At 73.1% G+C, this 25,417-nt stretch carries 16 protein-coding genes; 7 read left to right on the forward strand and 9 right to left on the reverse strand.

Features of this window, described 5'->3' with window-relative positions; translation table 11 throughout:
- Positions 1-268: 268 nt before the first annotated feature.
- From Saso_RS34160 to glgP, 5 genes are all read right to left on the reverse strand, one after another.
- On the reverse strand, positions 269-1,543 hold the full coding sequence (locus tag Saso_RS34160; protein ID WP_372442529.1) for a vWA domain-containing protein: 1,275 nt from the start codon (positions 1,541-1,543) through the stop codon (positions 269-271).
- Entirely contained in the window at positions 1,540-2,847 is a 1,308-nt protein-coding gene (locus Saso_RS34165; RefSeq protein WP_189926832.1) for an AAA family ATPase, read from the reverse strand. Before Saso_RS34165 ends, Saso_RS34160 begins: the two co-directional genes overlap by 4 nt.
- Positions 2,848-2,965: 118 nt before the next feature.
- Positions 2,966-4,456, reverse strand: a complete 1,491-nt coding sequence (locus Saso_RS34170) for a hypothetical protein (protein WP_189926834.1) — start codon at positions 4,454-4,456, stop codon at positions 2,966-2,968.
- Positions 4,457-4,568: 112 nt separating this feature from the next.
- Positions 4,569-5,780: a hypothetical protein gene (locus Saso_RS34175; protein WP_229901481.1), complete on the reverse strand. Its 1,212-nt coding sequence runs from the start codon at positions 5,778-5,780 to the stop codon at positions 4,569-4,571.
- A 121-nt stretch (positions 5,781-5,901) separates the two neighbouring features.
- Positions 5,902-8,526: an alpha-glucan family phosphorylase gene (gene glgP / locus Saso_RS34180; protein ID WP_189926836.1), complete on the reverse strand. Its 2,625-nt coding sequence runs from the start codon at positions 8,524-8,526 to the stop codon at positions 5,902-5,904.
- A gap of 816 nt (positions 8,527-9,342) precedes the next feature.
- Here glgP and Saso_RS34185 point away from each other — a divergent pair.
- From Saso_RS34185 to glgB, 4 genes are all read left to right on the forward strand, one after another.
- Positions 9,343-11,505, forward strand: coding sequence for an alpha-1,4-glucan--maltose-1-phosphate maltosyltransferase (locus tag Saso_RS34185; RefSeq protein WP_203833576.1), 2,163 nt, complete (start codon positions 9,343-9,345; stop codon positions 11,503-11,505).
- A complete protein-coding gene (treS, locus tag Saso_RS34190; protein WP_203833577.1) occupies positions 11,502-13,226 on the forward strand; it encodes a maltose alpha-D-glucosyltransferase in 1,725 nt (574 codons plus the stop codon). The genes Saso_RS34185 and treS overlap by 4 nt, the downstream gene beginning before the upstream one ends.
- A 92-nt stretch (positions 13,227-13,318) precedes the next feature.
- Positions 13,319-14,698 (forward strand): maltokinase N-terminal cap-like domain-containing protein, encoded by a 1,380-nt coding sequence (locus Saso_RS34195; RefSeq protein WP_189919579.1) that lies wholly within the window; start codon positions 13,319-13,321, stop codon positions 14,696-14,698.
- Between the two features lie 262 nt (positions 14,699-14,960).
- The gene (gene glgB, locus Saso_RS34200) at positions 14,961-17,201 is read left to right on the forward strand and encodes a 1,4-alpha-glucan branching enzyme (RefSeq protein ID WP_351010003.1); all 2,241 of its coding nucleotides are present in this window, start codon (positions 14,961-14,963) and stop codon (positions 17,199-17,201) included.
- Positions 17,202-17,260: 59 nt separating this feature from the next.
- Here the strand turns inward: glgB and Saso_RS34205 are convergent, their stop codons facing one another.
- The 4 genes from Saso_RS34205 to Saso_RS34220 all read right to left on the reverse strand — a co-directional run bounded on the left by Saso_RS34205 (position 17,261) and on the right by Saso_RS34220 (position 22,067).
- Complete coding sequence (locus Saso_RS34205; protein WP_189919583.1) at positions 17,261-19,537, reverse strand: HelD family protein; 2,277 nt, start codon at positions 19,535-19,537, stop codon at positions 17,261-17,263.
- Between the two features lie 143 nt (positions 19,538-19,680).
- Complete coding sequence (locus Saso_RS34210) at positions 19,681-20,028, reverse strand: thioredoxin family protein (RefSeq protein WP_307822313.1); 348 nt, start codon at positions 20,026-20,028, stop codon at positions 19,681-19,683.
- Positions 20,025-20,453, reverse strand: a complete 429-nt coding sequence (locus Saso_RS34215) for a MerR family transcriptional regulator (protein ID WP_189919585.1) — start codon at positions 20,451-20,453, stop codon at positions 20,025-20,027. Before Saso_RS34215 ends, Saso_RS34210 begins: the two co-directional genes overlap by 4 nt.
- A 186-nt stretch (positions 20,454-20,639) precedes the next feature.
- Positions 20,640-22,067, reverse strand: coding sequence for a cation:dicarboxylate symporter family transporter (locus Saso_RS34220; protein ID WP_189920482.1), 1,428 nt, complete (start codon positions 22,065-22,067; stop codon positions 20,640-20,642).
- Positions 22,068-22,187: 120 nt separating this feature from the next.
- On the opposite strand from Saso_RS34220, the gene Saso_RS34225 reads away from it, so the two are divergent.
- The 3 genes from Saso_RS34225 to Saso_RS34235 all read left to right on the forward strand — a co-directional run bounded on the left by Saso_RS34225 (position 22,188) and on the right by Saso_RS34235 (position 25,398).
- Positions 22,188-23,843 (forward strand): sensor histidine kinase, encoded by a 1,656-nt coding sequence (locus tag Saso_RS34225; RefSeq protein WP_189919587.1) that lies wholly within the window; start codon positions 22,188-22,190, stop codon positions 23,841-23,843.
- A complete protein-coding gene (locus Saso_RS34230; RefSeq protein WP_189919589.1) occupies positions 23,840-24,535 on the forward strand; it encodes a response regulator in 696 nt (231 codons plus the stop codon). Before Saso_RS34225 ends, Saso_RS34230 begins: the two co-directional genes overlap by 4 nt.
- 74 nt (positions 24,536-24,609) lie before the next feature.
- On the forward strand, positions 24,610-25,398 hold the full coding sequence (locus tag Saso_RS34235) for an XRE family transcriptional regulator (protein WP_229901158.1): 789 nt from the start codon (positions 24,610-24,612) through the stop codon (positions 25,396-25,398).
- Positions 25,399-25,417 lie beyond the last annotated feature (19 nt).

The raw sequence follows: 25,417 nt of genomic DNA on the forward strand, positions 1-25,417 counted from the left end.
CGGCCGACGAGCATCCCGCCACGCCCAGCGCCACCAGGGCGACGGCGGTCCCCGTCACCGCCCACCGCAGCCGCCCCGCTCGCGGACTCCCCTGTCTCCCCGGTCGCCCCGCGCCGCCCGGTCCTTCTCCGCTCACGTGCCCCGCCCCGCCCGTCCACCGCTCCGGAATCCTGTGCGGATCATTGTGACGGACTGTCCGTCCCCTGTGCCCTCCGGGTGGCGCCCCTGCCCCGCCGGCCGCGACCGCGTACCGGCCCGGCCGTGCGGGTCACCGCGCCGCAGCGCCGATCTCCACCACCCGCGCCCAGGCGGGCGGGTCGTCCGGGACGTAGTCGGGGTCCTCCTCGTCGTAGGCCGCGGCGCCCCGCGGGAAGAGGCCGACGACCGTGCGGCAGGGCGGGCGGCTCTGCGGCCAGGGGGTCTGCCCGTCGGTGAGGACGACGATCACGTCGGGACGGGGCCTCGTCCCGAGCGCCCTGTCGAAGCCGGTGCGCAGATCGGTGCCGCCGCCACCCAGCAGCGGGATCCCCTCGGAGCGGCACAGCGGGTGCGCGACCCGGGCCGCCGCGTCGCAGGGCACCACGGTGACCAGATCGCGCCGGCCGCCCACGGCACGGGCGATCGCCGCGACCTCCAGCAGCGCGCTGCCCAGCTCGGTGTCGCTGACGGAACCCGACGTGTCGATCACCACGCACACCCGGGGCGGCCTGCGCCGCAGACTCGGCAGGACGACACCGGGCAGCCCCGCCGAACGGCGCGCGGGGCGGCCGTAGACGTAGTCCTCGCCCGCGCCAGGACCCGAGGCCGCCGAACGCACGGCCGCGCCCAGCAACTCCCGCCAGGGCTGCGGCGGATGGAAGGCCTCCTCCGCCCAGCGCTTCCACTGCCGCGGAGCGGAGCCCGGACTGCCGTTGATGCCCTGCGCCACCCGGAACCGCACCGCGTCCCGCTCCTCCTGGCTGAGCCCGCACGCGCCGTCGGGACCCAGTTCCCACTCCCGGTCCAGTCCGTCGGCGCCGCTGCCGCAGTCCAGCCAGGCGAGCCCCTCGGTGTGCGGTCCGAGCCGGAACCGGGTCAGGTACTCCTCCATCAGCTCCCCGTCGGGCAGCCCCAACGAGGCGGGGCGCACGGCGCCTTCGGGCTCGACCAGCCCGTCCCCGAACGCGTCGTCGTTGATCTCGCAGTCGGCGGCGATGTTCATCCGCAGCCGCTCCCCCGGCCCCGTCAGCCCGCGCTCCCGGGCCACCCGGTCGCTGCGCCCGTGATGGTCGCGCAGCAGGTGCGACACCTCGTGCACCCACACCGAAGCCAGTTCCTCCACCGGTGTCCGGTCCACGAACGCCGGTGAGACGTAGCAGCGCCAGTGCCGGTCGACCCCCATGGTCGGCACCTGCCGCGACGCGACGACGTGCAGGGCGAACAGCGCGGTCGCCAGATAGGGCCGCGCCCGCGCGGCCTGAAGCCGGGCGGCGAGCAACTTGTCGAGGTCCAGCACCGGGGCCGGGGGCCGTTGTGACACCGGTGGCGTCGTGGGCGGGGTCACCGGCCCGTCCGCGTCGTCGCGGCGATCCGCGCGGTCGCCCGGCCCGCCGCCCGGTCCGCCCGCCGGGACAGGGCCACGACGCCCGCGAGGCTCTCGATGGAGACGGGCACGTCCCAGTCCTCCCGGCGCAGGGTGGCCAGGGTCGTCGCGGGGACGACCACCAGGTCGGGGGCGCCCGTCTCCACCGCCTTGACCAGCAGCGCCCACGCCGCGTCCCAGCGGGGGCGGTCCGGCCGGGCGCGGACCGCCGCCACCACACCGTCGAGCACGGCCTGCCGCAGGTCGCCCCGCTCCGGGAGCACGGCGGCCACCGGGTCCGCGAGCAGCGTCTCGGGGTCCGGGAGGTCCAGCCGGTCCAGGCTCGCGAGGAGCTCCAGCCCGGGCCCGTCCCCGACCGTGCCCCTGACCAGTTGGGAGAGCACGTCCCGGGAGGAGCCGGCCGCGGTGGCGAAGGCGATCAGGACCAGGGTCATCTCCCAGCTCCGGGGCGACGGCCAGGGCCCGCCCCGGCGCGCCTCGGCGCTCGGCAGCCGGTGCACGAGCGCGGGGCGTGCGGTGAGCAGCCCGCACACCGCGCGGCGGGCGAACTCCACGGCCTGCGGGAGCCGTTCCGGGTCGAGCCGGGGCAGCGTGGCCCGCGGCCAGGTCCCGCCGAGACCGCGTACGACGACCTCGTGGTCGTGGGTCCATTGCAGATGGACGAACCGGTTGGCCAGCGGCGGGCTCAGTTCCCAGCCGTCGGCGGCCGAGGACCGCGGGTTGGCGGCGGCCACGATCCGCACGCCGGGCGGCAGTCGCAGGGAGCCGATCCTGCGTTCGAGCACCAGACGGAGCAGGGCGGCCTGCACGGCAGGCGGCGCGGTCGACAACTCGTCGAGGAACAGCAGCCCCTTGCCGGCCCGCACCAGCCGCACCGCCCAGTCCGGCGGGGCCAGCGGCACGCCCTGCACGGCGGGATCGTCCCCGAGGACGGGCAGTCCCGAGAAGTCCGACGGCTCGTGGACGCTGGCGATGACGGTGGTCAGCGGCAGGTCGAGGGAGGCGGCGAGCTGGGTCAGGGCCGCGGTCTTGCCGATGCCCGGCTCGCCCCAGAGCAGCACGGGCAGGTCGGCGGCGACCGCCAGCGTCAGCGCTTCGAGCTGGGTGTCGGGACGGGGCTCGGTGGCGGAATCCCGCAGCAGGGCCGACAGATCGGCGGCCACGTCGAGTTGAGAGGCGGCGGGGTCGGCGGGACCGGCAGGGCGGGCCGTCCCGGCCGGGGCGAAGGGCTTGTCGGTGGGGTCCGGAGGGGTGCGCGTGGGCATGAGGGATCACCTTCGGGTGTGTGGAGGGGCATGGGGGCGCGGGGCGTGGCCCCGGAGAACGGGCGCTGCGCAACCGCCGGGCGACGGCGTCACCGGTCGGCGGGCGGTCGACGGGCGGTCAGCGGGAAATCGTGTGGCGGGGGTGTGAGCGGTGGTGCGCGGGACGGGTGGGGCCCGGGCGGTGCCGGTGGGGCCCGGGCCCGGACAGGCCCGCGCGGAACAGGCCGTAGGAGATCCGGCGCCGCGCGGCCGTCTCCAGGGCGTCCCGCAGCGGGCCGTCCCGCAGGACGGCCCCGGGTCCGAGCAGCCCCTCCACGACGTCCAGGGCGCCGTCGACGTCCCCGTGGACGAGGCGTTCGCGTACTCCGGTGAGGCAGTCGGGGCGGCGATGGGCGTCGTCGACGGCCTGAAGACAGGGCAGCGGGGTGCCGGTCAGCGCGGCCAGCAGTTCCTCGCGCCGGAGTTCGTCGGGGCCGTGGTCGAGCGGGGCCAGCACCCCGTCGACCAGCCCGATGCGGTGCGGCTCGCCCCGGCAGTCCACGACATGCTGCCGTGCGCCGCCCCGGGCCGGTGCCGGGGCCGGACCCGGCGGGCGGTCCGGGTCCGCCGGGTCCGGTAGCCGACCGGGCGTCAGGGCCGAGGCGACGAGGGGATGGAGCCGGTCGGCCGAGATCGCACCGGCGCGGATCAGCTCCAGATCGGGCGGCACCCAGGTCGCCGCGTCCGGCAGGACCGGCAGGGACCTCCCGCGCCCGCCACCGGCGGAGGCGGTGAGGATCCGCGGCCCCGGCACCTCGACACCCGGCCCGGTGCCGAGGCCGACGGCGGGGCCGGATCCCGGGACGGTGCCGAAGCCGACCGCGGGGCCCGGACCTGGGCCGACGCCGAGCACCAGCCGCTGCCGCCCTCCGAGCCGCACGAGGACGGCCCCCGTGGCGGGACCGTCCCGGGTCGGCGCCCCGGCCCGCAGCAGGATCCCGGCCTCGTCCGCCCACCGGTCGACGGCGCAGCCGTGCCCGTCGGGCACGGCCGGCCCGGGGCCCGGCAGGGTGCCGCCGCCGTTCCCGGCCCGCACCCGCAGCTCGTCCGCCCGGCGTGCGTCCCAGAGGTGACGGTGCAGGTCGAGCCGGAACCGCCGGCTGGGCCGCGGATGGGGGTGCGCGCGGGCGTCGTGGGACCCGTCCCACAGGCCGAGGCTGAACCGCTGTCCGGCATCCGCCCAGGCGGGCGGGGTGCGGACCACGAGGTGCACGGGCCACCGGGTGTCGTCCCGCCCCGCGCCGCCGCCCGCGTACCGGGCCAGCGAGACGGTCACGCCGGGCCGCAGCAGCCCGTCGGGGGCGACCCTCGGCATGTGCCAGCGCAGCAGGTCGGGCGCCAGGTGACGCAGGTCGGCCCGGAGCCGGGAGGTGAGGTCGCGGCCGTGCTCGCGCGCCACGGTCCGCAGGTCGAGATCGACGTCGATGCCCGCCGCGGCGCAGGCCCCCGCCCAGTCGCCGGCACGGCGACGGGCGGTCGCGGTCTCGATCATGGAGGCCGGCACGGCGAACTCGCGCACGCGCAGCCAGAAGGAAAGGCGGGAATCCTCGTTCGCGGTGGGGGTGAGCATCAGCACTCACCTTGCGCGGACGGGTCCCCCGATCTGTCGACAGAAGGAGTAGTCATCGCCGGGAAGCGTAGCCCTCCCGTTCGAGGCCCGCCAGGAGTTTTCCGGGTGCCCCTCAGGTACGGGACACCACGCCGCAGCCGTCCTCACGGTTGTCGTCGAGTTCCTTGCTGCGGTCGTACGGATCGGTGGTCGGCCCGGTCGCGGGCGCGCCGGTGGGCTCGTCCGTCGTCCCGTTCGTCGAGAAGGCGGGGTGCAGATAGCCGTCGTAGACGTCACAGGCCGAGTTGCCGATGTTCTCGTCGTACTTCGCGACGGAGAGCTTCCCCGGGGTGGCGACGTACTTGGCGGGGTCGTAGACCTCGATGTCGAGCACCCGGCGGACGATGGTCCGCACCACCTCGGGCGGGGCGTCCTTGTCGACGCGCGTCAGCGGGTAGACGAAGGTGTAGTCGGCGTGGACGACGAGGGAGGCGCGCTCGCCGGCGGCGAACGTCATCCGGCCGCGCGTCTTGACCACCGAGCCGGCCAGGCGCAGTTGCGCGGGGTCGAAGCGGCTGAACATCGACAGCGGGTCGTGGTTCTTGTCCGGCTTCTTCAGCGCGGTCGTCAGCCGGTCCAGCAGGTCCTTCTGATGGGGGTCGAGCAACGCGAGGGCGGTCTCGGGGCGTCCGCCGCGCAGGGTGACGGGGTCCAGGTTGGCGTCGATCAGGAGCTTCCTGGTCCGCTCGAGCGCCTGCTCGACCTGCGCCCCGGACAGCTTCCCGACGGACTTCGCCTTCGGCAGGACGATGCCGGCCGCACCGTCGGCCCACTGCGCGGCCGGTGAGCCGGCGAACGGCCGGGCGAGGGTGGGTGTCTCGGGGTCGACGGCGGCGGGCGCGCCGCTCGGTGCCGCCGTCTCGGCGGGCAGCGGCGACGCGGCGACGGCGGGCTCGTGTCCGCCGGTGCCGAAGGGGTCGCCGGGCAGCAGCGACGGCCGCATGGCCACGGCCGCGAGCGCGACGGCGACGGGCAGCCCCAGGAAGATCCACAGCCGCCGCTTGCGCCGGGCCCTGGCGGTCGTCCCCCGCAGGTCCGGTACGCTGCGCCAGCCCTCGGGCAGCTCGCCCCGCGCCTCCTGCTGCCGCAGCCGCTCGGTGACCATACGGGCCCGCGCGGACGGCTCCTTGGGAGCGGAGTCGGGTATGCCCGCCGCGCTCTCCCGGAGGAACGTCGCCCACTCCTCGTCGGATATGGAACCGTCGGCCCCCGAAGGCCCCCCGCCCTTGTCCCCCTCCCCCTTGTCCGAACCGGATCTGTGCTCCTCGGAAGATCTGTCGGACACGCGCCCTCGGCCTCTCTGTGTGTAGGACAACCGAGCGCCAAAGCCTATGCCAGCCCGCCGGGGAGGCGTCGAGAGAAAGGGGGGCGCCGGCGTCGTCGACGGCGGCGCCCCCCGAGGGCGGTCAGCGCAGGAGGACTCCCGCTCCTTCCGTCGCGTCCTCGGACGGTACTTCCACCAGGCCCAGTTCCGCTCCGGAGGCCAGCAGGCGGTGGGACGGGAGGATGCGGACCGTGTAGCCGTAGGGGCCTGTCCGGTCCAGGGAGAGCGGGCCCTCGTAGAGCCAGCGGCCCTCCATGTCCGGGCCGCCCGCCGGCTTCAGCGGGACCGTCGCCGCGTCCGTGATGCGGTCCTCCTCGTCGACCCGGCCCGAGACGGCCTGCACCTCGACGTCGTCGGGGGTGAGGTCGCCGAGGCCGACGCGGACCCGCAGGGCGAGGGTGCTGCCGAGCTCGGCGTTGGTGGTGGCCACCGCCGTCTCGACGTGGTCCACCCGCACCGCGTGCCAGGCGGCACGCACCCGCTGCTTCCAGGAGGCGAGTTCGCGCGCCGTGTCGGGAACCATCGTCCGGTGCGCGTGGGCGGCGGGCGTGTAGAGCCGTTCGACGTATTCGCGGACCATGCGCCCCGCCAGCACCTTCGGGCCGAGCAGGGTGAGGGTCTGGCGGACCATCTCGATCCAGCGGTCCGGCAGGCCCGCCCGTCCGCGCTCGTAGAAGCGCGGGGTGATGCGCTGCTCGAGGAGGTCGTAGAGGGCCGCCGCCTCGATGTCGTCGCGGTGGTCGGGGTCGGTGCCGATGCCGTCCGCGGTGGGGATGGCCCAGCCGAAGTCGGGCTTGAACCATTCGTCCCACCAGCCGTCCAGCACGGACAGGTTGAGACAGCCGTTGAGCGCCGCCTTCATCCCGGACGTGCCGCAGGCCTCCAGGGGCCGCAGCGGGTTGTTGAGCCAGATGTCGCAGCCCGGGTACAGCTTCTGCGCCATCGCCATGCCGTAGTCGGGCAGGAAGACGATCCGGTGCCGGACACGGGGGTCGTCGGTGAACCGGACCAGTTCCTGGACCAGCCGCTTCCCGCCGTCGTCCGCCGGGTGCGCCTTGCCCGCGACGACGATCTGGACCGGCCGCTCCGCGTGCAGCAGCAGGTCCCTCAGCCGGTCGCGGTCCCTCAGCATCAGCGTCAGGCGCTTGTACGAGGGGACCCGGCGCGCGAACCCGATGGTGAGGACGTCCGGGTCCAGGACGCCGTCGATCCAGCCGAGTTCCGCGGTCCCCGCGCCGCGCTGGCGCCAGGAGGCCCGCAGTCGCTTGCGCACCTCGACCACCAGCTGCTCCCGCAGATCGCGGCGCAGTTCCCAGATGTCCTGGTCGGCGATGTCGGCGACGGCGTCCCAGCGGTCGGAGCCGCCGACGCTGAGGGCGTCCTCGGTGCGTCCGGGGCCGATCTGGCGGGCGCCGAGGCGCAGCACCTCGGGCGCGACCCAGGTCGGGGCGTGGACGCCGTTGGTGACGGAGGTGATCGGTACCTCCTCCGGGTCGAAGCCGGGCCACAGGCCGGCGAACATCTCCCTGCTCACCTGGCCGTGCAGCAGCGACACGCCGTTCGCGCGCTGGGCCAGCCGCAGGCCCATCACGGCCATGTTGAAGAGGTTCGGCTCACCGCCCGGGTAGGTCTCCATGCCGAGCCGCAGGACGCGGTCGACGGCGATGCGCGGCAGTTCCGCCTGGGGCCCGAAGTGGCGGGCGACCAGCTCGCGGTCGAAGCGGTCGATGCCGGCCGGGACGGGCGTGTGTGTGGTGAAGACGGTGCCGGCCCGGACGGCTTCGAGCGCGGAGTCGAAGTCCAGCCCGGTGTCGGACAGTTCGGCGATCCGCTCCAGACCGAGGAAGCCCGCGTGGCCCTCGTTGGTGTGGAAGACCTCGGGCGGGGCGTGGCCGGTCAGGCGGCAGTACGTGCGTACGGCCCGGACACCCCCTATGCCCAGCAGCATCTCCTGGAGCAGCCGGTGCTCGCTGCCGCCGCCGTAGAGCCGGTCGGTGACCCCGCGTTCGCCGAAGTCGTTCTCCTCGACGTCGGAGTCGAGCATCAGCAGCGGGACCCGGCCCACCCGCGCGAGCCAGACCCGGGCGTGCAGCTGCCGGCCCGCGGGCAGGGCGAGGGAGATCCGGGCGGGGGTGCCGTCGTCCTCCCTCAGCAGGCTGACGGGCAGCTCGTTGGGGTCGAGGACGGGGTAGTGCTCCTGCTGCCAGCCGTCCCGGGAGAGCGACTGGCGGAAGTAGCCGTGCCGGTAGAGCAGCCCCACGCCGATCAGCGGGACGCCCAGGTCGCTGGCGGCCTTCAGGTGGTCGCCGGCGAGGATGCCGAGACCGCCGGAGTACTGGGGCAGCGCGGCCGTGACGCCGAACTCGGGTGAGAAGTAGGCGACGGCGGCGGGCAGCCCGGCGGAGCGGGGCTGTGCCTGGTACCAGCGGTCGCCGGTCAGGTAGTCGTGCAGGTCGTCGGCGGCGGCACCGAGCCTGCGCAGGAAGCGCCGGTCGTCGGCGAGCTCGGCGAGGCGCGCGGCGCGCAGGCCGCCGAGCAGTCTGACCGGGTCCCCGTCGGAGAGGGCCCAGCGCTCGGGGTCGACGGACTGGAAGAGGTCGCGGGTCTCCGCGTGCCAGGACCAGCGCAGGTTGCGCGCCAGGTCGCTGAGCGGCCTGAGAGGTTCGGGGAGGAGGGGCCGGACGGTGAATCGACGGATCGCCTTCACATTCCACCTCGGCGTGCGTGAGGAACAGACGCACGGCGGTGTGCGTCCACGTCGTCTACGACGGTACCGGCGTCGGAGCGGCCCCCGCTGAGGGCTGGCCGCCCCCGTACCCATGCTTTTCGGACCGACCCACGACAACGGGCCGAAACCTGTTTCGTCCCGGTAGGCCACCTTGTGACCTGCCGCCCCGCACGAGAGGCTGCGCAGTGGCGTACCCCGGCGGGGCCACAGGGGTCACGGACGCCCGTGCCGCCGTCGTGCGCCGAGTCGAGGAGGGGAACTCGAACCATGGCACGGACGCGGACACGGCGTCTGCGCCGGGCGGTGGGCCGGCCGCGGTCGTCACGAGCGTCGTCTTTTCGGCCGTCGTCCCGCCCGCGGCGTGGCCCTTGCGGCCGTCGTCCCGCCCGCGTGCGCCGCGGCGGACGGCACGGCGCACGGCGCCGGGTGTCCCGGGTGTCCCGGCCGCCCCCGCCGGGCACCGCGACGGGAGCGGCCGGGCGGGCGCGGGCCGCGTCCGCGCAGGCCGGGCACGCGGCGGCCGTGGGCGGCGGCGGACGGCAGGGTCGGCGGCCGGGGGCCGGGTCCGCCGGAGGCGTTCCGCCGGGCCCGCTCTCCGGGCGGCAGAGCCCCGGGGCGGGCCCGGTCGGCCGCGGACATGGCCGGTCTTGTGTGGAGAAACGCGCACGAGTAGTTAACAAAGCGCCGGATTGCACACCCGAATAGGGTGGAAGGCTCCTCCGGTACTCCTCCGCAGGACCCCCTCCCCACCACATCCATCCGCCTACCCCCCGTTCGATGCGGACAGGAGCGGTCATGCCAGCAAGGCACCACCCGTCATCACCCCCGACGCCTCGCGACAAGAACAGCAAGAGCGGCAAGAGCGGCAAGGGCCTAGGGAAGGCCGAGGCCGCCGTGGATCCCGAGGCCCCCCGGAGCCCGCAGGCGCCCCGGAGCCGCGAGGGGACCGAGAGTTGCGGCGGCACCGCCGTGGGGCGCATACCCGTCCTCGACGTCCGTCCCCTGGTCCAGCAGGGGCGCCGGCCCGCCAAGGCGGTGACCGGTGAGACGTTCGAGGTCTCGGCCACCGTGTTCCGGGAAGGGCACGACGCGGTCGCCGCCAACGTCGTCCTGCGGGATCCTGAGGGCAGACCCGGCCCGTGGACGCCGATGCGCGAGCTCGCCCCGGGCACCGACCGCTGGGGCGCGGACGTCACCCCGGACGCGCCGGGCCACTGGACGTACACCGTGGAGGCGTGGAGCGATCCGGTCGGCACCTGGCGCCACCACGCGGAGATCAAGATTCCCGCGGGCATGGACACGGAACTGGTCCTGGAGGAGGGCGCCCGGCTGTACGAACGGGCGGTCGGCGGGGTCCCGGAGAAAGCGGGCCGGACCGTGCTGCGGACGGCGGCCGACGCGCTGCGCGACGAGTCCCGTCCGGCCGTCTCCCGGCTGGCGGCGGCGCTGACGCCGCAGGTGGACGCGGTGCTGGCCCGGTATCCGCTGCGGGAGCTGGTCACCGCGTCGCAGGCGTTGCCGCTGCTGGTGGAGCGGGAGCGGGCGCTGTACGGCTCGTGGTACGAGTTCTTCCCCCGTTCGGAGGGGACGGCGCAGACTCCGCACGGGACGTTCCGGACGGCCGCGCGGCGGTTGCCGGCCATCGCCGCGATGGGTTTCGACGTCGTGTACCTGCCGCCGATCCATCCGATCGGGACGACGTTCCGCAAGGGCCGCAACAACACCCTCGACGCCGGGCCCGACGACGTCGGGGTGCCGTGGGCCATCGGCTCGCCGGAGGGCGGCCACGACGCCGTCCACCCCGATCTGGGCACCCTGGAGGACTTCACCTGGTTCGTCGGGCAGGCCCGCGACCTCGGCCTGGAGATCGCCCTCGACTTCGCGCTCCAGTGCTCCCCCGACCACCCCTGGGTCCACAAGCACCCCGAGTGGTTCCACCACCGCCCCGACGGCACCATCGCGCACGCCGAGAACCCGCCGAAGAAGTACCAGGACATCTACCCCGTCGCCTTCGACGCCGACCTCGACGGCCTGATCGGCGAGACCGTCCGCGTCCTGCGCCACTGGATGGGCCACGGGGTGCGCATCTTCCGCGTGGACAACCCCCACACCAAACCGGTCGTCTTCTGGGAACGCGTCATCACCGAGGTCAACCGCACCGACCCCGACGTGATCTTCCTCGCCGAGGCCTTCACCCGCCCCGCGATGATGCACACCCTGGGCCAGATCGGCTTCCAGCAGTCCTACACCTACTTCACCTGGCGCAACACCAAGGAAGAACTGACGCAGTACCTCACCGAACTGTCGGGGGAGGCCGCCTCCTACATGCGGCCCAACCTCTTCGCCAACACCCCCGACATCCTGCACGCCTACCTCCAGCACGGCGGCCGCCCCGCCTTCGAGATCCGCGCCGTCCTGGCCGCGACCCTCTCCCCCACCTGGGGCCTGTACAGCGGCTACGAACTGTGCGAGAACACCCCCCTGCGCGAGGGCTCCGAGGAATACCTCGACTCCGAGAAGTACCAGCTCAAACCCCGCGACTGGGACGCCGCCGAACGCGAGGGCACCACCATCGCCCCCCTCGTCACCCGCCTCAACGCCGTCCGCCGCGCCAACCCCGCCCTGCACCGACTGCGCAACCTGCACTTCCATCCCACCGACAAGGAAGCGGTGATCGCCTACTCGAAGAGGATCGCGGACAGAAGCGGTTCGAACACGGTTCTGGTGGTCGTCAACCTCGACCCCCACCACACCCAGGAGGCGACGGTGTCGTTGGACATGCCGCAACTCGGCCTGGACTGGCACGAGTCGGTGCCGGTGCGCGACGAGCTCACCGGCGAGACCTACCACTGGGGCAGGGCCAACTACGTGCGCCTCGAACCGGGCACCCGGCCCGCGCACGTCCTCACCGTCCTGCGACCGTCCAACCCGCAGATCGGAGGGTCACCCACAACATGATCGTCAACGAGCCCGTTCCGGACACCTTCGAGGACACGCCCGCCAAGGACCGCGACCCCGAGTGGTTCAAACGCGCCGTGTTCTACGAGGTCCTCGTCCGCTCCTTCCAGGACAGCAACGGCGACGGCGTCGGCGACCTCAAAGGCATCACCGCCAAACTCGACTACCTGCAATGGCTCGGAGTCGACTGCCTCTGGCTGCCGCCCTTCTTCAAATCCCCCCTGCGCGACGGCGGATACGACGTCTCCGACTACACCGCCGTCCTCCCCGAGTTCGGCGACCTCGCCGACTTCGTCGAATTCGTCGACGCCGCCCACCAACGCGGCATGCGCGTCATCATCGACTTCGTCATGAACCACACCAGCGACCAGCACCCGTGGTTCCAGGAATCCAGGAAAGACCCCGACGGACCCTACGGCGACTACTACATGTGGGCCGACGACGACAAACAGTACGCCGACGCCCGCATCATCTTCGTCGACACCGAAGTCTCCAACTGGACCTTCGACCCCGTCCGCAAGCAGTACTTCTTCCACCGCTTCTTCTCCCACCAGCCCGACCTCAACTACGAGAACCCCGCCGTCCAGGAGGAGATGATCTCGGCGCTGCGGTTCTGGCTGGACCTCGGCATCGACGGCTTCCGGCTCGACGCCGTGCCGTATCTCTACGCGGCCGAGGGGACCCACTGCGAGAACCTGCCCGCCACCCACGAGTTCCTCAAGCGGGTCCGCAAGGAGATCGACGCCGCCTATCCGGACACGGTGATCCTGGCGGAGGCCAACCAGTGGCCCGAGGACGTCGTCGACTACTTCGGCGACTACGCCTCCGGCGGCGACGAATGCCACATGGCGTTCCACTTCCCCGTCATGCCCCGCATCTTCATGGCCGTCCGCCGCGAATCGCGCTACCCCGTCTCCGAGATCCTCGCCAAGACCCCCGCGATCCCCGCCAACTGCCAATGGGGCATCTTCCTGCGCAACCACGACGAGCTCACCCTCGAAATGGTCACCGACGAAGAACGCGACTACATGTACGCGGAATACGCCAAAGACCCGCGCATGCGCGCCAACATCGGCATCCGCCGCCGCCTCGCCCCCCTCCTGGACAACGACCGCAACCAGATCGAACTCTTCACCGCCCTGCTGCTCTCCCTGCCCGGCTCCCCGATCCTCTACTACGGCGACGAGATCGGCATGGGCGACAACATCTGGCTCGGCGACCGCGACGCCGTCCGCACCCCCATGCAATGGACCCCCGACCGCAACGCCGGCTTCTCCTCCTGCGACCCCGGCCGCCTCTCCCTCCCCGTCATCATGGACCCCGTCCACGGCTACCAGGTCACCAACGTCGAGGCCTCCATGTCCTCGCCCTCCTCGCTGCTGCACTGGACCCGCCGGATGATCGAGATCCGCAAACAGAACCCCGCCTTCGGCCTCGGCACCTACACCGAACTCCCCTCCTCCAACCCGGCCGTCCTCGCCTTCCTGCGCGAGGCACCCCTCACCGGCGACGGCAACGACGACATCGTGCTGTGCGTGCACAACTTCTCCCGCTTCGCCCAACCCACCGAACTCGACCTGAGCCGGTTCAAGGGGCGCTACCCGGTGGAGCTGTTCGGCGGGGTGCGATTCCCGGCGGTCGGCGACCTGCCGTACCTGCTGACCATGGCGGGTCACGGCTTCTACTGGTTCCGGCTGCGCAGGGACGCGGCCACCGCCTAGAACTCCGGGCGGGGCGGTTTCCCCCGCCCCGCCCGGGGCACGCAACAGTAACGCCCCGCCCCCGACCCCCCGGGGAAAGGAATGTGACACCCATGGCGGCAACTGTCACAGTCTCCGGCCGGACGGACCCCGGCCTCCTGATATCGCTGGACCCCCTGCTGCGCGAGTGGCTGCCGCGGCAGCGCTGGTTCGCCGGCAAAGGGCGCCCCATCAGCGGGTTCTCGCTGGTGGCGGCCACCGAACTGCTGCCCGTCGGCACCCGCCCCGGGCTGTACCACCTGCTGGTGCGCGCCCGGCAGCAGGCCGGGCCGGGCGACTGCTACCAGCTCCTGATCGGCGTCCGCACGGCCCTCCCGCCCCGGCTGGCACCCGCCCTGATCGGGCATGTGACCCAGGGGCCGCTGGCCGGGCGGACCGTCTTCGACGCCCTGTACGACAGCCGGCCCGCCGAAGTGCTCCTGGAGGCCCTGCGCACCGGGGCCCGGATCGGCGGGCTGCGCTGCGAGCGGGACCCCGGGCAGGAGATCCGGTCGGGACTGGTCCCGCGCCGGCTGACGGGCGAGCAGTCGAACTCGTCCGTCATCTATGGAGATACGTTCATTCTCAAGCTGCTGCGGCGGGTCGTGCCCGGCGTCAACCCGGATCTGGAGCTGCCGCTGGCGCTCGCCCGCGAGGGCTGCGCCCGGGTGCCCGCGCCGACCGCGTGGATGTACGGGGACCCCGGTGAGGGCGAGACCGAGCCCTATGTCCTGGCCGTGCTCCAGCCCTATGTGCAGGGCGCGGCGGACGGCTGGGAGCTGGCCCTGCGGGAGATGGCCAAGGGCGAGGACTTCGCCGCCGAGGCACGCGCGCTGGGGCGGGCCACCGCCGAGGTGCACGGGGCATTGGCCCGGGCCCTGCCCACGGCGACCCTGGGCCAGGCGCAGATACGGCCGATGGTGCACGGCATGACCGAGCGGCTCGACGCGGCCGCGCAGGCGGTACCCGCGCTGCGCCCCTACGCGCCGGCCCTGCGCACGGCCTTCACCGCCCTGGCCGACCTGGCGGCGGAGGGGCACACCTGGACCGCCCAGCGGATCCACGGCGACCTGCACCTGGGGCAGTGCCTGCGGTCGGCCTCCGGGCAGTGGTCGCTGATCGACTTCGAGGGGGAGCCGGCCCGGCCGCTGGCCGAGCGGCGGATGCCGCAGCCGGCCGTACGGGACGTGGCCGGCATGCTGCGGTCCTTCGACTACGCCGCCCACTCGGCCGACCCCGCCTCCCCGGCCTGGGCACGGACCTGCCGGGCGGCCTACTGTTCCGGGTACGCCGAGGTGGCCGGCGCCGATCCGCGCACCGACCCCGTGCTGTTGCGGGCCCACGAGACGGACAAGGCGGTCTACGAGGTCGTCTACGAGGCCCGGCACCGGCCCGACTGGCTGCCCGTGCCCCTGTCCGCGATACACCGTCTCGCCGCCCCCGACCTGCCTTGAGGAGGCTCCGCACGTGACGTCCGGCAAGAAGAAGGCCACCGCGAAGAAGAAGGACGCCGCGAAGAAGGCGGCGACCCGGAAGGCCGCGGCCCAGCAGGCGGCCGACGGCAGGACGACGGGCGGGAAGGCGAAGGCGGCGGGCGGAAAGGCGAAGGCCGGGAAGCCGAAGGCCGGGAAGCCGGCGAGGGAGACGGCGGTGGCCGCGGCCGCCACGGACCGAGCGGCCGCGCAGCGCACCGCCGAGGAGCCGGAAGGGCACCCCATGGACACCACCGGAACCCCGCCCACGGACCCCGCCGGCACCCCCCGGGCGGCGGTCGACCCGGCCGCGGGGGCCGCCGACCGGGAGCGTCTGCTGCACGGGACCCATCACGACCCGCACTCCGTGCTGGGCGCGCATCCGGTGCCCGGAGGGGTCGTCTTCCGGGCGCTGCGCCCGTACGCGCGGTCCGTGACGGTGCTGGCCGGGGACCTGCGCGCCGACCTGCACGACGACGGCGACGGCTTCTTCTCCGCCCTGCTGCCCCTGACGGAGGTCCCGGCCCACCGGTTCGTGGTGACCTACGAGGACGCGACCGTGGAGACGGAGGACGCCTACCGCTTCCTGCCCACCCTGGGCGACCTGGACCTGCACCTGATCGGCGAGGGCCGGCACGAGCAGCTGTGGACGGTGCTGGGCGCGCATCCGGTGACCCACGAGGGCGTGAGCGGCACCTCGTTCTCCGTCTGGGCGCCGAACGCGCGCGGAGTGCGGGTGGTCGGCGGCTTCAACTTCTGGGACGGCACGGCGTACCCGATGCGGTCGCTCGGCTCGTCCGGGGTGTGGGAGCTGTTCGTGCCCGGGGTCGGGGAGGGCGAGCTGTACAAGTTCGACATCACCCGCCCCGACGGTTCGCACACCCTGCGCGCGGACCCGCTGGCCAGGCGTACGGAGGTCCCGCCGGCGACCTCGTCGATCGTGCACGCCTCGCACCACGAGTGGGACGACGGGGAGTGGCTGGCCCGGCGGGCCGAGATACCCGTCCACGAGGCGCCGTTCTCCGTCTACGAGGTCCACCTCGCTTCCTGGCGACCGGGGTTGACGTACCGTCAGCTGGCGGAGCAGCTGCCCGCCTACGTCGGCGACCTGGGCTTCACCCATGTGGAGCTGATGCCGGTCGCCGAGCACCCCTTCGGCGGCTCGTGGGGCTACCAGGTCACCGGTTTCTACGCGCCGACCGCCCGGCTCGGCACGCCCGACGACTTCAAGTTCCTGGTGGACGCGCTGCACCGGGCCGGCATCGGCGTCCTGATGGACTGGGTGCCGGCGCACTTCCCGCGCGACGAGTGGGCGCTCGCCGAGTTCGACGGGCGTCCGCTGTACGAGCACGAGGACCCGCTGCGCGCCGCCCATCCCGACTGGGGGACGCTGGAGTTCGACTTCGGGCGGCGCGAGGTGCGCAACTTCCTGGTGGCCAACGCGACGTACTGGTGCGAGGAGTTCCACATCGACGGGCTGCGGGTGGACGCCGTCGCCTCGATGCTCTACCTCGACTACTCGCGCGAGCCCGGCCAGTGGACCCCGAACGAGCACGGGGGCCGGGAGAACCTGGACGCGGTGGCGTTCCTCCAGGAGATGAACGCGACGGTCTACCGCCGCAACCCCGGGGTCGTCACCGTCGCGGAGGAGTCCACGGCCTGGGACGGGGTCACGCGGGCCACGCACCACGCGGGTCCGAGCGGCTTCGGCGGGCTCGGGTTCGGGCTGAAGTGGAACATGGGCTGGATGCACGACTCGCTGGAGTACATGAGCCACGAGCCGGTGCACCGCAGGTACCACCACCACGAGATGACCTTCTCGATGGTGTACGCGTACAGCGAGAACTACGTGCTGCCCATCTCGCACGACGAGGTGGTGCACGGGAAGCGTTCGCTGGTGTCGAAGATGCCCGGTGACTGGTGGCAGCAGCGGGCCGGGCTGCGGGCGTACCTGGCGTACATGTGGGCCCATCCGGGCAAGCAGCTCCTCTTCATGGGCCAGGAGTTCGCCCAGGGCGCCGAGTGGTCCGAGGCGCACGGCCCCGACTGGTGGCTGCTGGATCCGGCGTACGGCGCCGAGGCGGACCACCGGGGGGTGCGGGACCTGGTCCGCGACCTCAACACGGTCTACCGGGCGGCTCCGGCGCTGTGGCAGCGGGACACCGACCCCGCCGGATTCCAGTGGGTGGTGGGGGACGCGGCCGAGGACAACGTCTTCGCCTTCCTGCGCTACGACGCCGACGGCGCCCCGCTGCTGTGCGTCTCCAACCTCTCCCCCGTCGTCCGCCACGACTACCGCCTGGGCATACCCGACGACGTCCCCGCCTGGCACGAGGTCCTCAACACCGACGCCGAGCGGTACGGCGGCAGCGGTGTGGCCCACGCCGACCCGGTGAAGCCGGAGCCGCAGGGCCTGCACGGCCGGCCGGCGAGCGTCCGGCTGACGCTGCCCCCGCTGGCCACGGTCTGGCTCCGTCCGGCCTGAGCCCCGCGGGACCGCGGGGCCGGCGCCATGCCCGCCCCGCGGACTTCCGCCGGCTTCCCTCAGGCCTCTTCCAGGGCCGCGGCCAGTGCCTTCGGCAGGGGCCTGCTGTGCAGCACCGCCAGCCGCTGGGTCGCCCGGGTCAGCGCCACGTACAGGTCGCTGGTGCCGTACCGGGCGGGTTCCACCACCAGCACCGAGTCGAACTCCAGGCCCTTGGACTGGCGCGGGTCGAGCAGGACGACGTTGCGGGTCAGGTCCGGCTCGGCGCCCGCGGTGACCCCGTCCAGCCGGGCCGCCAGCCTGCGGTGCAGGTCGCGCGGGGCGATGACGGCGAGCCGGCCCTCGGCGGGGGTCAGCTCCGCGACGGCCTCGGCGACCGCCGCGGGCAGGTCGCCGGTGGCGCGGGCCCAGGGCCGCACCCCCGTCGACCGCACCGAGCTCGGCGGCTCGAAACCGGGGTGCTCCGCGCGGACCACCGCGGCGGCCACGTCCATGATCTCGGCCGGGGTGCGGTAGTTGACGCCCAGCCGGGTGTGCTCCCAGCGGTCCTCGACGTACGGCCGCAGGATCGCGTCCCAGGAGCCGACGCCGGCCGCCTCTGCCGTCTGCGCCGGGTCGCCGACCAGGGTCATCGAGCGGGTCGGGCTGCGCCGCATGAGCAGCCGCCACGCCATCGGCGACAGCTCCTGCGCCTCGTCGACGATGATGTGCCCGAACGCCCAGGTGCGGTCGGCGGCCGCGCGTTCGGCGGCGCTGCGGTGGTCGTCCTCCTCGTGGCGTTCGGCGAAGCGTTCGGCGTCGATGATGTCGTGCGCGGACAGGACCTCGGAGTCCTCCTCGTCCTTGTCGTCGAACTCGTAGGTGCGTGAGGCGTAGGAGACGTCCAGCACGCCCTGCGCGTAGGCGACCTGCGTCTCGCGCTCGCGCTCCGCGCGGGCCCGCGCCACCCGGTCGTCCTCGCCGAGCAGCTCGGCCGCCTCGTCGAGCAGCGGGACGTCCGCCACCGTCCACGCGCGGGTCACCGGCCGGCGGACGGCGGCCGCGTCGTCGTCGGAGACGTAGCCCACGGGGTCGGCGAGGAAGTCGGCGACCAGGCGCTGCGGGGTCAGCCGGGGCCACAGCTGGTCGATGGCGGCCCAGACCTCGGGGTTCTCGGCGAGTTCGTCGCGGATCTGGGTGATGTCACTCGGGTCGAGGAGGTTGGAACCGTCGTAGGGGTCGGTGCCGATGCGTTCGGCGACCATGTCGGTGAGCGTGTTGAGGATGTGCCCCTCGAAGATCTCGCGGGCCGCGTTGTGCGGCAGCCGGGCGGCGCGGGTGCGCTCGCGGGCCATGTTCACCAGGCCGTCGTCCAGCATCAGGATCTCGCGGTCGTGGGCGATCGCGATCACCGGATCGGGCAGCGCCTGCCAGTCGCGTACGACCTCCGCGAGGACGTCCGCCATGTCGGCGCGGCCCTTCACGGCAGCCGCCGCACGGGTGTCGGTGGCCGTCGCCTTCACGCCGGGGAAGAGTTCACCGACCGTGGCCAGCAGCACGCCGGTCTCGCCCAGCGCGGGCAGCACCTCGCCGATGTAGCCGAGGAAGGCGGGGTTGGGGCCGACGATCAGCACGGCCCGCTTGGCCAGGAGTTCGCGGTGTTCGTAGAGCAGGTAGGCGGCGCGGTGCAGGGCGACGGCCGTCTTGCCGGTGCCGGGGCCGCCCTCGACCACGAGGACCCCGCGGTGGGGAGCCCGGATGATCTCGTCCTGCTCGGCCTGGATGGTCTGCACGATGTCGTTCATCCGGCCGGTGCGCGCGGAGTCGAGCGCCGCGAGCAGGACGGCGTCGCCGGTCGGGTCCTCGTGGCCGGTGCGGGTGGTGTCGCCGATGTCGAGGATCTCGTCGTGCAGTGCGGTGACGGTGCGGCCCTCGGTGGTGAGGTGCCGGCGCCGGCGCAGGCCCATCGGGGTGTGGCCGGTAGCCAGGTAGAAGGGGCGGGCGACGTCGGCGCGCCAGTCGACGAGGACGGGGGTGCGTTCGGCGTCGTCGGCGCGCAGACCGATGCGGCCGATGTGGTGGCGGGTGCCGGAGGTGAGGTCGATGCGGCCGAAGCAGAGGGACCCGTCGACCGCGTTCAGCGCGGCGAGCAGCCCGGACCGTTCGGCGACCAGGATGTCGCGCTCCAGCCGGGCCTGCATGGGCGTGTTGCCCTGGGCGAGCGCGTCCGTGACGGCGCCCTCGGTGTCGCCGCGCAGGGCGTCCACGCGTGCGTACAGGCCGTCGATGAATTCCTGTTCGCTGCGCAATTCACTGTCAGGAAAGTCGGCGTTTGACAATTCCACTCCTGCCCGCATATACTGTGGTCACTGAACTTCTTTGCGACTTAATTCAATTAAAGTCGCGAACCATCGAATATACGCAGAGAAATCCCCCGGGCGCAATTGCCCGGGGGATTTCTTCGTTCCGGCGCAGGTCCGGACGGCCCGGTCCGGACGGCTCAGCCGACCCCTCCGGGCAGGACGTCCTCCAGTTCCGCCAGGAGCCGGCGCGCGGGCCGGGCACCGACCATCGACTTCACCGGCTCACCGCCGCGGAACACCATGAACGTCGGCATGGACAGCACCTGGTACGCGAGGGTGGTCTCCGGATTGGTGTCCACGTCCAGCTGCACCACCTTCAGCCGCTCGCCCTCCTGCGCGGCGAGCGCGGTGAGCACCGGGCCCATCTGCCGGCACGGCGGGCACCAGTCGGCGGTGAACTCCACCAGCACCGGCAGGTCCGCCCCGAGCACCTCCCTCGCGAAGTCCGCGTCCGTCACCTCGGCCACCCCGTCCGCCTTGATCACCGTTCCTGCCCTCCCAGCTCGCACTCGGGCTCCGGACCCCCCGGAACCCGCGCCTCGGCGGCCAACTCGTCCCGCGCCAGCTCGGCCCGGACCAGCTGCCCGGCGACCGTCTCCCGCACCGCCTGCAACTCACCTATGAGCGCGTCGAGTTCGTCCAGCTTGCGCCGGTAGACCGCGAGCGAGGCCGGACACGAGTCACCGGCCGGATGCCCGGCCCGCAGACACTCCACGAAGGGCCGGGTCTCCTCCAGGTCGAACCCGAAGTGCTGGAGGGTCCTGATCTGCCGCACCAGCCGCAGATCGCCCTCGTCGTACGTCCGGTACCCGTTGTCGCCGCGCCGCGCGGGCAGCAGCCCGCGCGACTCGTAGTACCGCAGCGTCCGGGTGGTGGTCTCGGCCCGTGCGGCCAGCTCGCCGATGCGCATGCCCACGAACGTAAGCCTTGACGCCGACGTCAAGGCAAGGGCCCGGAACACGGGACCGGGCGGCCGGGCCACGGGGAGGGCTCGGCCGCCCGGAGACGGTGGGGCTGGGCCCGGGTGTCCGGCCCCGGTTCAGGCGGGGCCGGACACCCGGAGTGGAAGGGCGCGCCGCACAGGGGCGCGCGGACCTCAGGCCTTGGCGAGTTCCTTCTCGCCGCCCTCGCGCTGCTCGGGCACATCCACGGGAGCGGCCGCGTCGTCGTCGTGGTCGAGCAGGGTCTTCTCGTCGAAGGGCAGCCCGCCGGCGAGCACCAGCCGGACCCGGGCCTTGTCGATCTCCTTCGTCCAGGTGCCGACCAGGACGGTGGCGACGGCGTTGCCCGCGAAGTTGGTGAGGGCGCGGGCCTCGCTCATGAAGCGGTCGATGCCGACGATGAGGCCGATGCCGTCCACCAGGGCGGGCTTGTGCGACTGGAGACCACCGGCCAGGGTCGCGAGGCCCGCGCCGGTGACACCGGCCGCGCCCTTGGAGGCGACGAACAGGAAGAGCAGCAGCGGGATCTGCTCGCCGAGCGACATCGGCGTGCCCATCGCGTCGGCGATGAACAGGGACGCCATGGTCATGTAGATCATGGTGCCGTCGAGGTTGAAGGAGTAGCCGGTCGGGACGGTGATGCCGACGACGGGCTTGCTGATGCCCAGGTGCTCCATCTTCGCGATGAGCCGCGGCAGCGCGGACTCCGAGGACGAGGTGGACAGGATCAGCAGGAACTCACGGGCGAGGTACTTGAACAGGGAGAAGATGTTCAGGCCCGAGACGATCTTCAGCAGGGCGCCGAGGACGATGAAGACGAAGAGGAAACAGGTGACGTAGAAGCCGAGCATCAGCACGGCGAGGCTCTTGAGCGCGTCCACGCCCGACGAGCCGACGACCGCGGCCATGGCGCCGAAGGCGCCGATCGGGGCCGCCCACATCACCATCGACAGGACCCGGAAGACCAGCCGCTGGATGTGCTCGACACCCCGCAGGACCGGCTGGCCCGCCGCGCCCATGGCCTGGAGCGCGAAGCCGCAGAGCAGGGCGACGAGGAGGGTCTGGAGGACCTCGCCCCCGGTGAAGGCGGAGACGATCGTGGTGGGGATGATGCCCAGCAGGAACTCGGTGGTGTCCTTGGCCTCCGGCGAGACCTGCGCCTGCCCGGTCTCCTTCACGGCGTCCGTGATGGCGAGGCCCGTGCCCGGCTCCAGGATGTTGCCGACGACGAGGCCGATACCGAGGGCCACCAGCGACATGACCATGAAGTAGCCGAGGGCGATACCGCCGACGGCGCCGACCTTGGCGGCCTTGCGCACCGAACCGATGCCCAGCACGATCGTGCAGAAGATGATCGGCGAGATCATCATCTTGATCAGGTTGACGAAGCCGGTTCCGATGGGCTTCAGCTCGACGGCGAAGTCCGGGGCGGCGAGACCCACGGCGATGCCGATGGCGACCGCGACGATCACAGCGATGTACAGGTAGTGGGTGCGGTCCCGCTTGACTGCGGGTGCGGCAGGTGCCGTATCGGGGGTGCTGCTGGCGGCCACGGCTGCCCTCCTTGACGTCTTCGTCGGCATCACCGGCGTGCGGCTCACGTCCGGGTTATGGGGGATAGCCGTGACTATCTCCCGCCCTGTGAGGGCGGTCACCCTTCCGTTCATTTAGTTCACGCCCGACGCCGGAGGCACACTGACGGCATGCGCATCCCCGCCCTGCCCAGACCCCGCAGCCTGGCCGGCCAGCTCTTCGCCATGCAGGCCGTGCTGATAGCGGTGCTCGTCGCGGGGTACGCGCTGTTCACCTACGTCAGCGACCGCAACCAGGCCGAGGAGGCCGCGGGCCGCCAGGCCACGGCGGTGGCCCGCTCGGTCGCCGACTCCCCCTCCGTGCGGGCGGCGATCGGGACCGCGCACCCCACCGCCCAGCTCCAGCCGTACGCGCTGCGGGTCATGAAGGACACGGAGGTCGACTTCGTCACGATCATGAATCCGCAGGGCATCCGCTGGACCCACCCGGACCGGGAGCAGATCGGCCAGCGCTTCCGCGGCAACACGGCGAGGGCGCTGAAGGGCGAGACGTTCACCGAGACGTACACCGGCACGCTCGGGGCGTCCGTCCGCGCGGTCACCCCGATCGGGGAGGGCGACCGGATCGTCGGCCTGGTCAGCGCAGGCATCAAGGTGGAGTCGATCAGCAAACGGGTGCAGGACCAGGTGACCGCCCTGTTCGCGGTGGCCGTCGGGGCGCTCGCGCTCGGCGCGGTCGGCACGTACGTGATCAACGCGTCGCTGCGCCGGCACACCCACGGCATGAACGCCGCCGAGCTCAGCCGCATGCACGACTACCACCAGGCCGCGCTGCACGCCGTGCGGGAGGGGTTGCTGATGCTGGACGGGCAGTACAAGGTGGCGCTGATCAACGACGGAGGCCGGGAGCTGCTCGGCGTGACGGGAGAGGTGGTGGGCATGTCGGTGGCGGACCTGGGCCTGCCCGCCCCGCTGACGGGCGCGCTGCTCTCCTCGGAGCCCCGGGTGGACGAGGTGCATCTGACGGCCGACCGGGTGCTGGTGGTGAACACCTCCCCGGTGTCCGGCGGTGAACGCCGGGGCACCGTGGTCACCCTGCGCGATGTGACCGAACTCCAGTCCGTGATGGGTGAGTTGGACTCCGAACGCGGATTCACCCAGGCGCTGCGCTCCCAGGCCCACGAGGCGGCGAACCGGCTGCACACCGTGGTGTCGCTGATCGAGCTGGGCCGCGCGGAGGAGGCCGTGGACTTCGCGACGGCGGAGCTGGAACTGGCCCAGGCGCTGACCGACCAGGTGGTCGCCGCGGTCAGCGAACCGGTCCTCGCGGCCCTGCTGCTGGGCAAGACGGCCCAGGCCAACGAGCGGGGCGTGGAGCTGGTGGTGTCCCAGGAGAGCACCCTCGACGACGGGCTGCTGCCGGAGTCGCTGCCGGCGAGGGACCTGGTGACGATCCTGGGCAACCTCATCGACAACGCGGTGGACGCCGCCCAGGGCAGCACCCGGGCGCAGGTCACGGTGACCGCGGCCACCGAGGGCGCCGAGCTGCTGCTGCGGGTGGCGGACACCGGAGCGGGCGTCGACCCCGCGCACGCCTCGCTGGTCTTCGAGCGCGGGTTCTCGACGAAACCGGCGGGGCCGGGCGGCCGGGGTCTCGGGCTGGCGCTGGTCCGCCAGGCGGTCCAGCGCCACGAGGGCACGCTGTCGGTGGCGCAGGCCCCGGGCGGCGGCGCCGAGTTCCTCGTCCGCCTGCCGCTGCCGGCGCCGGCCGCGGCGGGCGCGGCCGGGTCCGGCGGGCGGGCCGGCGGGACGGGAGACGAGGGATGACGGGCGACGAGCCGATCAGAGTGCTGGTGGTGGAGGACGACCCGGTCGCCGCGGACGCCCATGTGATGTACGTGGGGCGGGTGCCGGGGTTCGTCGCGGTGGGCAAGGCGCACACGGGCGCGGAGGCCCGGCGCCTGCTCGACCGGACCCCGGTGGACCTGCTCCTCCTCGACCTGCACCTGCCGGACGCCCACGGGCTCCAGCTGGCCCGCTCGCTGCGGGCGGCGGGGTACCACGCGGACGTGATAGCGGTGACGTCGGCGCGGGACCTGACCGTGGTGCGCGAGGGCGTCTCGCTCGGAGTGGTGCAGTACGTGCTCAAGCCCTTCACCTTCGCCACGCTCCGCGACCGGCTGGTGCGGTACGCCGAGTTCCGTGGCGCCGCGGGCGAGGCGAGCGGCCAGGACGAGGTCGACCGGGCCCTGGCCGCCCTGCGCGCGCCCGGTCCCGCAGCGCTGCCCAAGGGGCTGAGCGCGCCGACGCTGGAACGGGTGACGCAGACCGTGCGGGAGGCGGTGGAGGGGCTGACGGCGGCTGGGGTCGCCGAGGCGGTGGGCATCTCCCGCATCACGGCCCGGCGCTATCTGGAGCACCTGGTGGAGTCCGGCAGGGCCGAACGCAAGCCGCTGTACGGACAGGTGGGCAGGCCGGAGCTGGTGTACCGGTGGGTGCGGACGGCTCGCGGGAAGTGAGCGGCCCGTAGGTTCGCACAACCGGTGACCATGTCCGAACTTCCCGTAGTCACCGCGTCCCCGGCGCCCCTACCTTGTCCCCCGTGCCCAGACCCCTGTCCCACACCCGTCAGCCCGGTCCCCCCTTCGACGCGGCGGCCGCCCGCCGGCTGCGCACCGCCCTCGGTATGACCCCGGACCACGTGGCCCACGGGCTGCGGGCGTCCTACGCGCTCGCGCACGCCACGGCCGATCTCGTCGTCGCCTGGGAACGCGGGGCCCTCACCCCGGCGTATGCCGAACTCACCGCCCTGGCAGGCGTGTTGTGGTGTTCTCCGGGTGAGCTGATCGGACGGCCGCGCACCCTGCGCGAGCACCGCGTCGCCCAGGGACACGCACCCGAGGACGTCGCACGGGCCGTCGGACACGACTTCCCCGCGTACGCGCGGATGGAGGAGAGCGGGCAGTGGCACGGCACGGAACGGCAGACCGCCGCCCTCGCCGGACTGCTCCGTCTCTCGCTGCGCGACCTGATCACCGTCACCGGCCAGGAGGACAGGCTGGCCGAACTGCTGCGCGCCGCCGTGCGCACGCGCTGGCAGGCGTACGCGGGGCCCGTGCACACGATCGTCCCGCTGGACCGGCGGCTCCTGGAGGACACCCTCCGGGCCATGCACCGGGAGTACCAGGGGCAAATGGCCGCCACCCTGAGCTGGAGCGACGGCGGCACGGCCGCCGACGCGGGCGACGCCGGCCGCACCTACCTGGACCGCGTCACGGACACCTTCTGGACCACCCTCGCCCCCGCCGGCCACCCGGCCCCGCAACCGCGGGACCTGCCGTCCGGGAGTGAGAAGTCCGGGGGCTGGAAGCCCGGGGGCTAGAAGTCCGGGGGAAGCCCGG

Origin of the sequence: Streptomyces asoensis, from assembly GCF_016860545.1 — a bacterium.
GTDB classification, from domain to species: Bacteria; Actinomycetota; Actinomycetes; order Streptomycetales; family Streptomycetaceae; genus Streptomyces; species Streptomyces asoensis.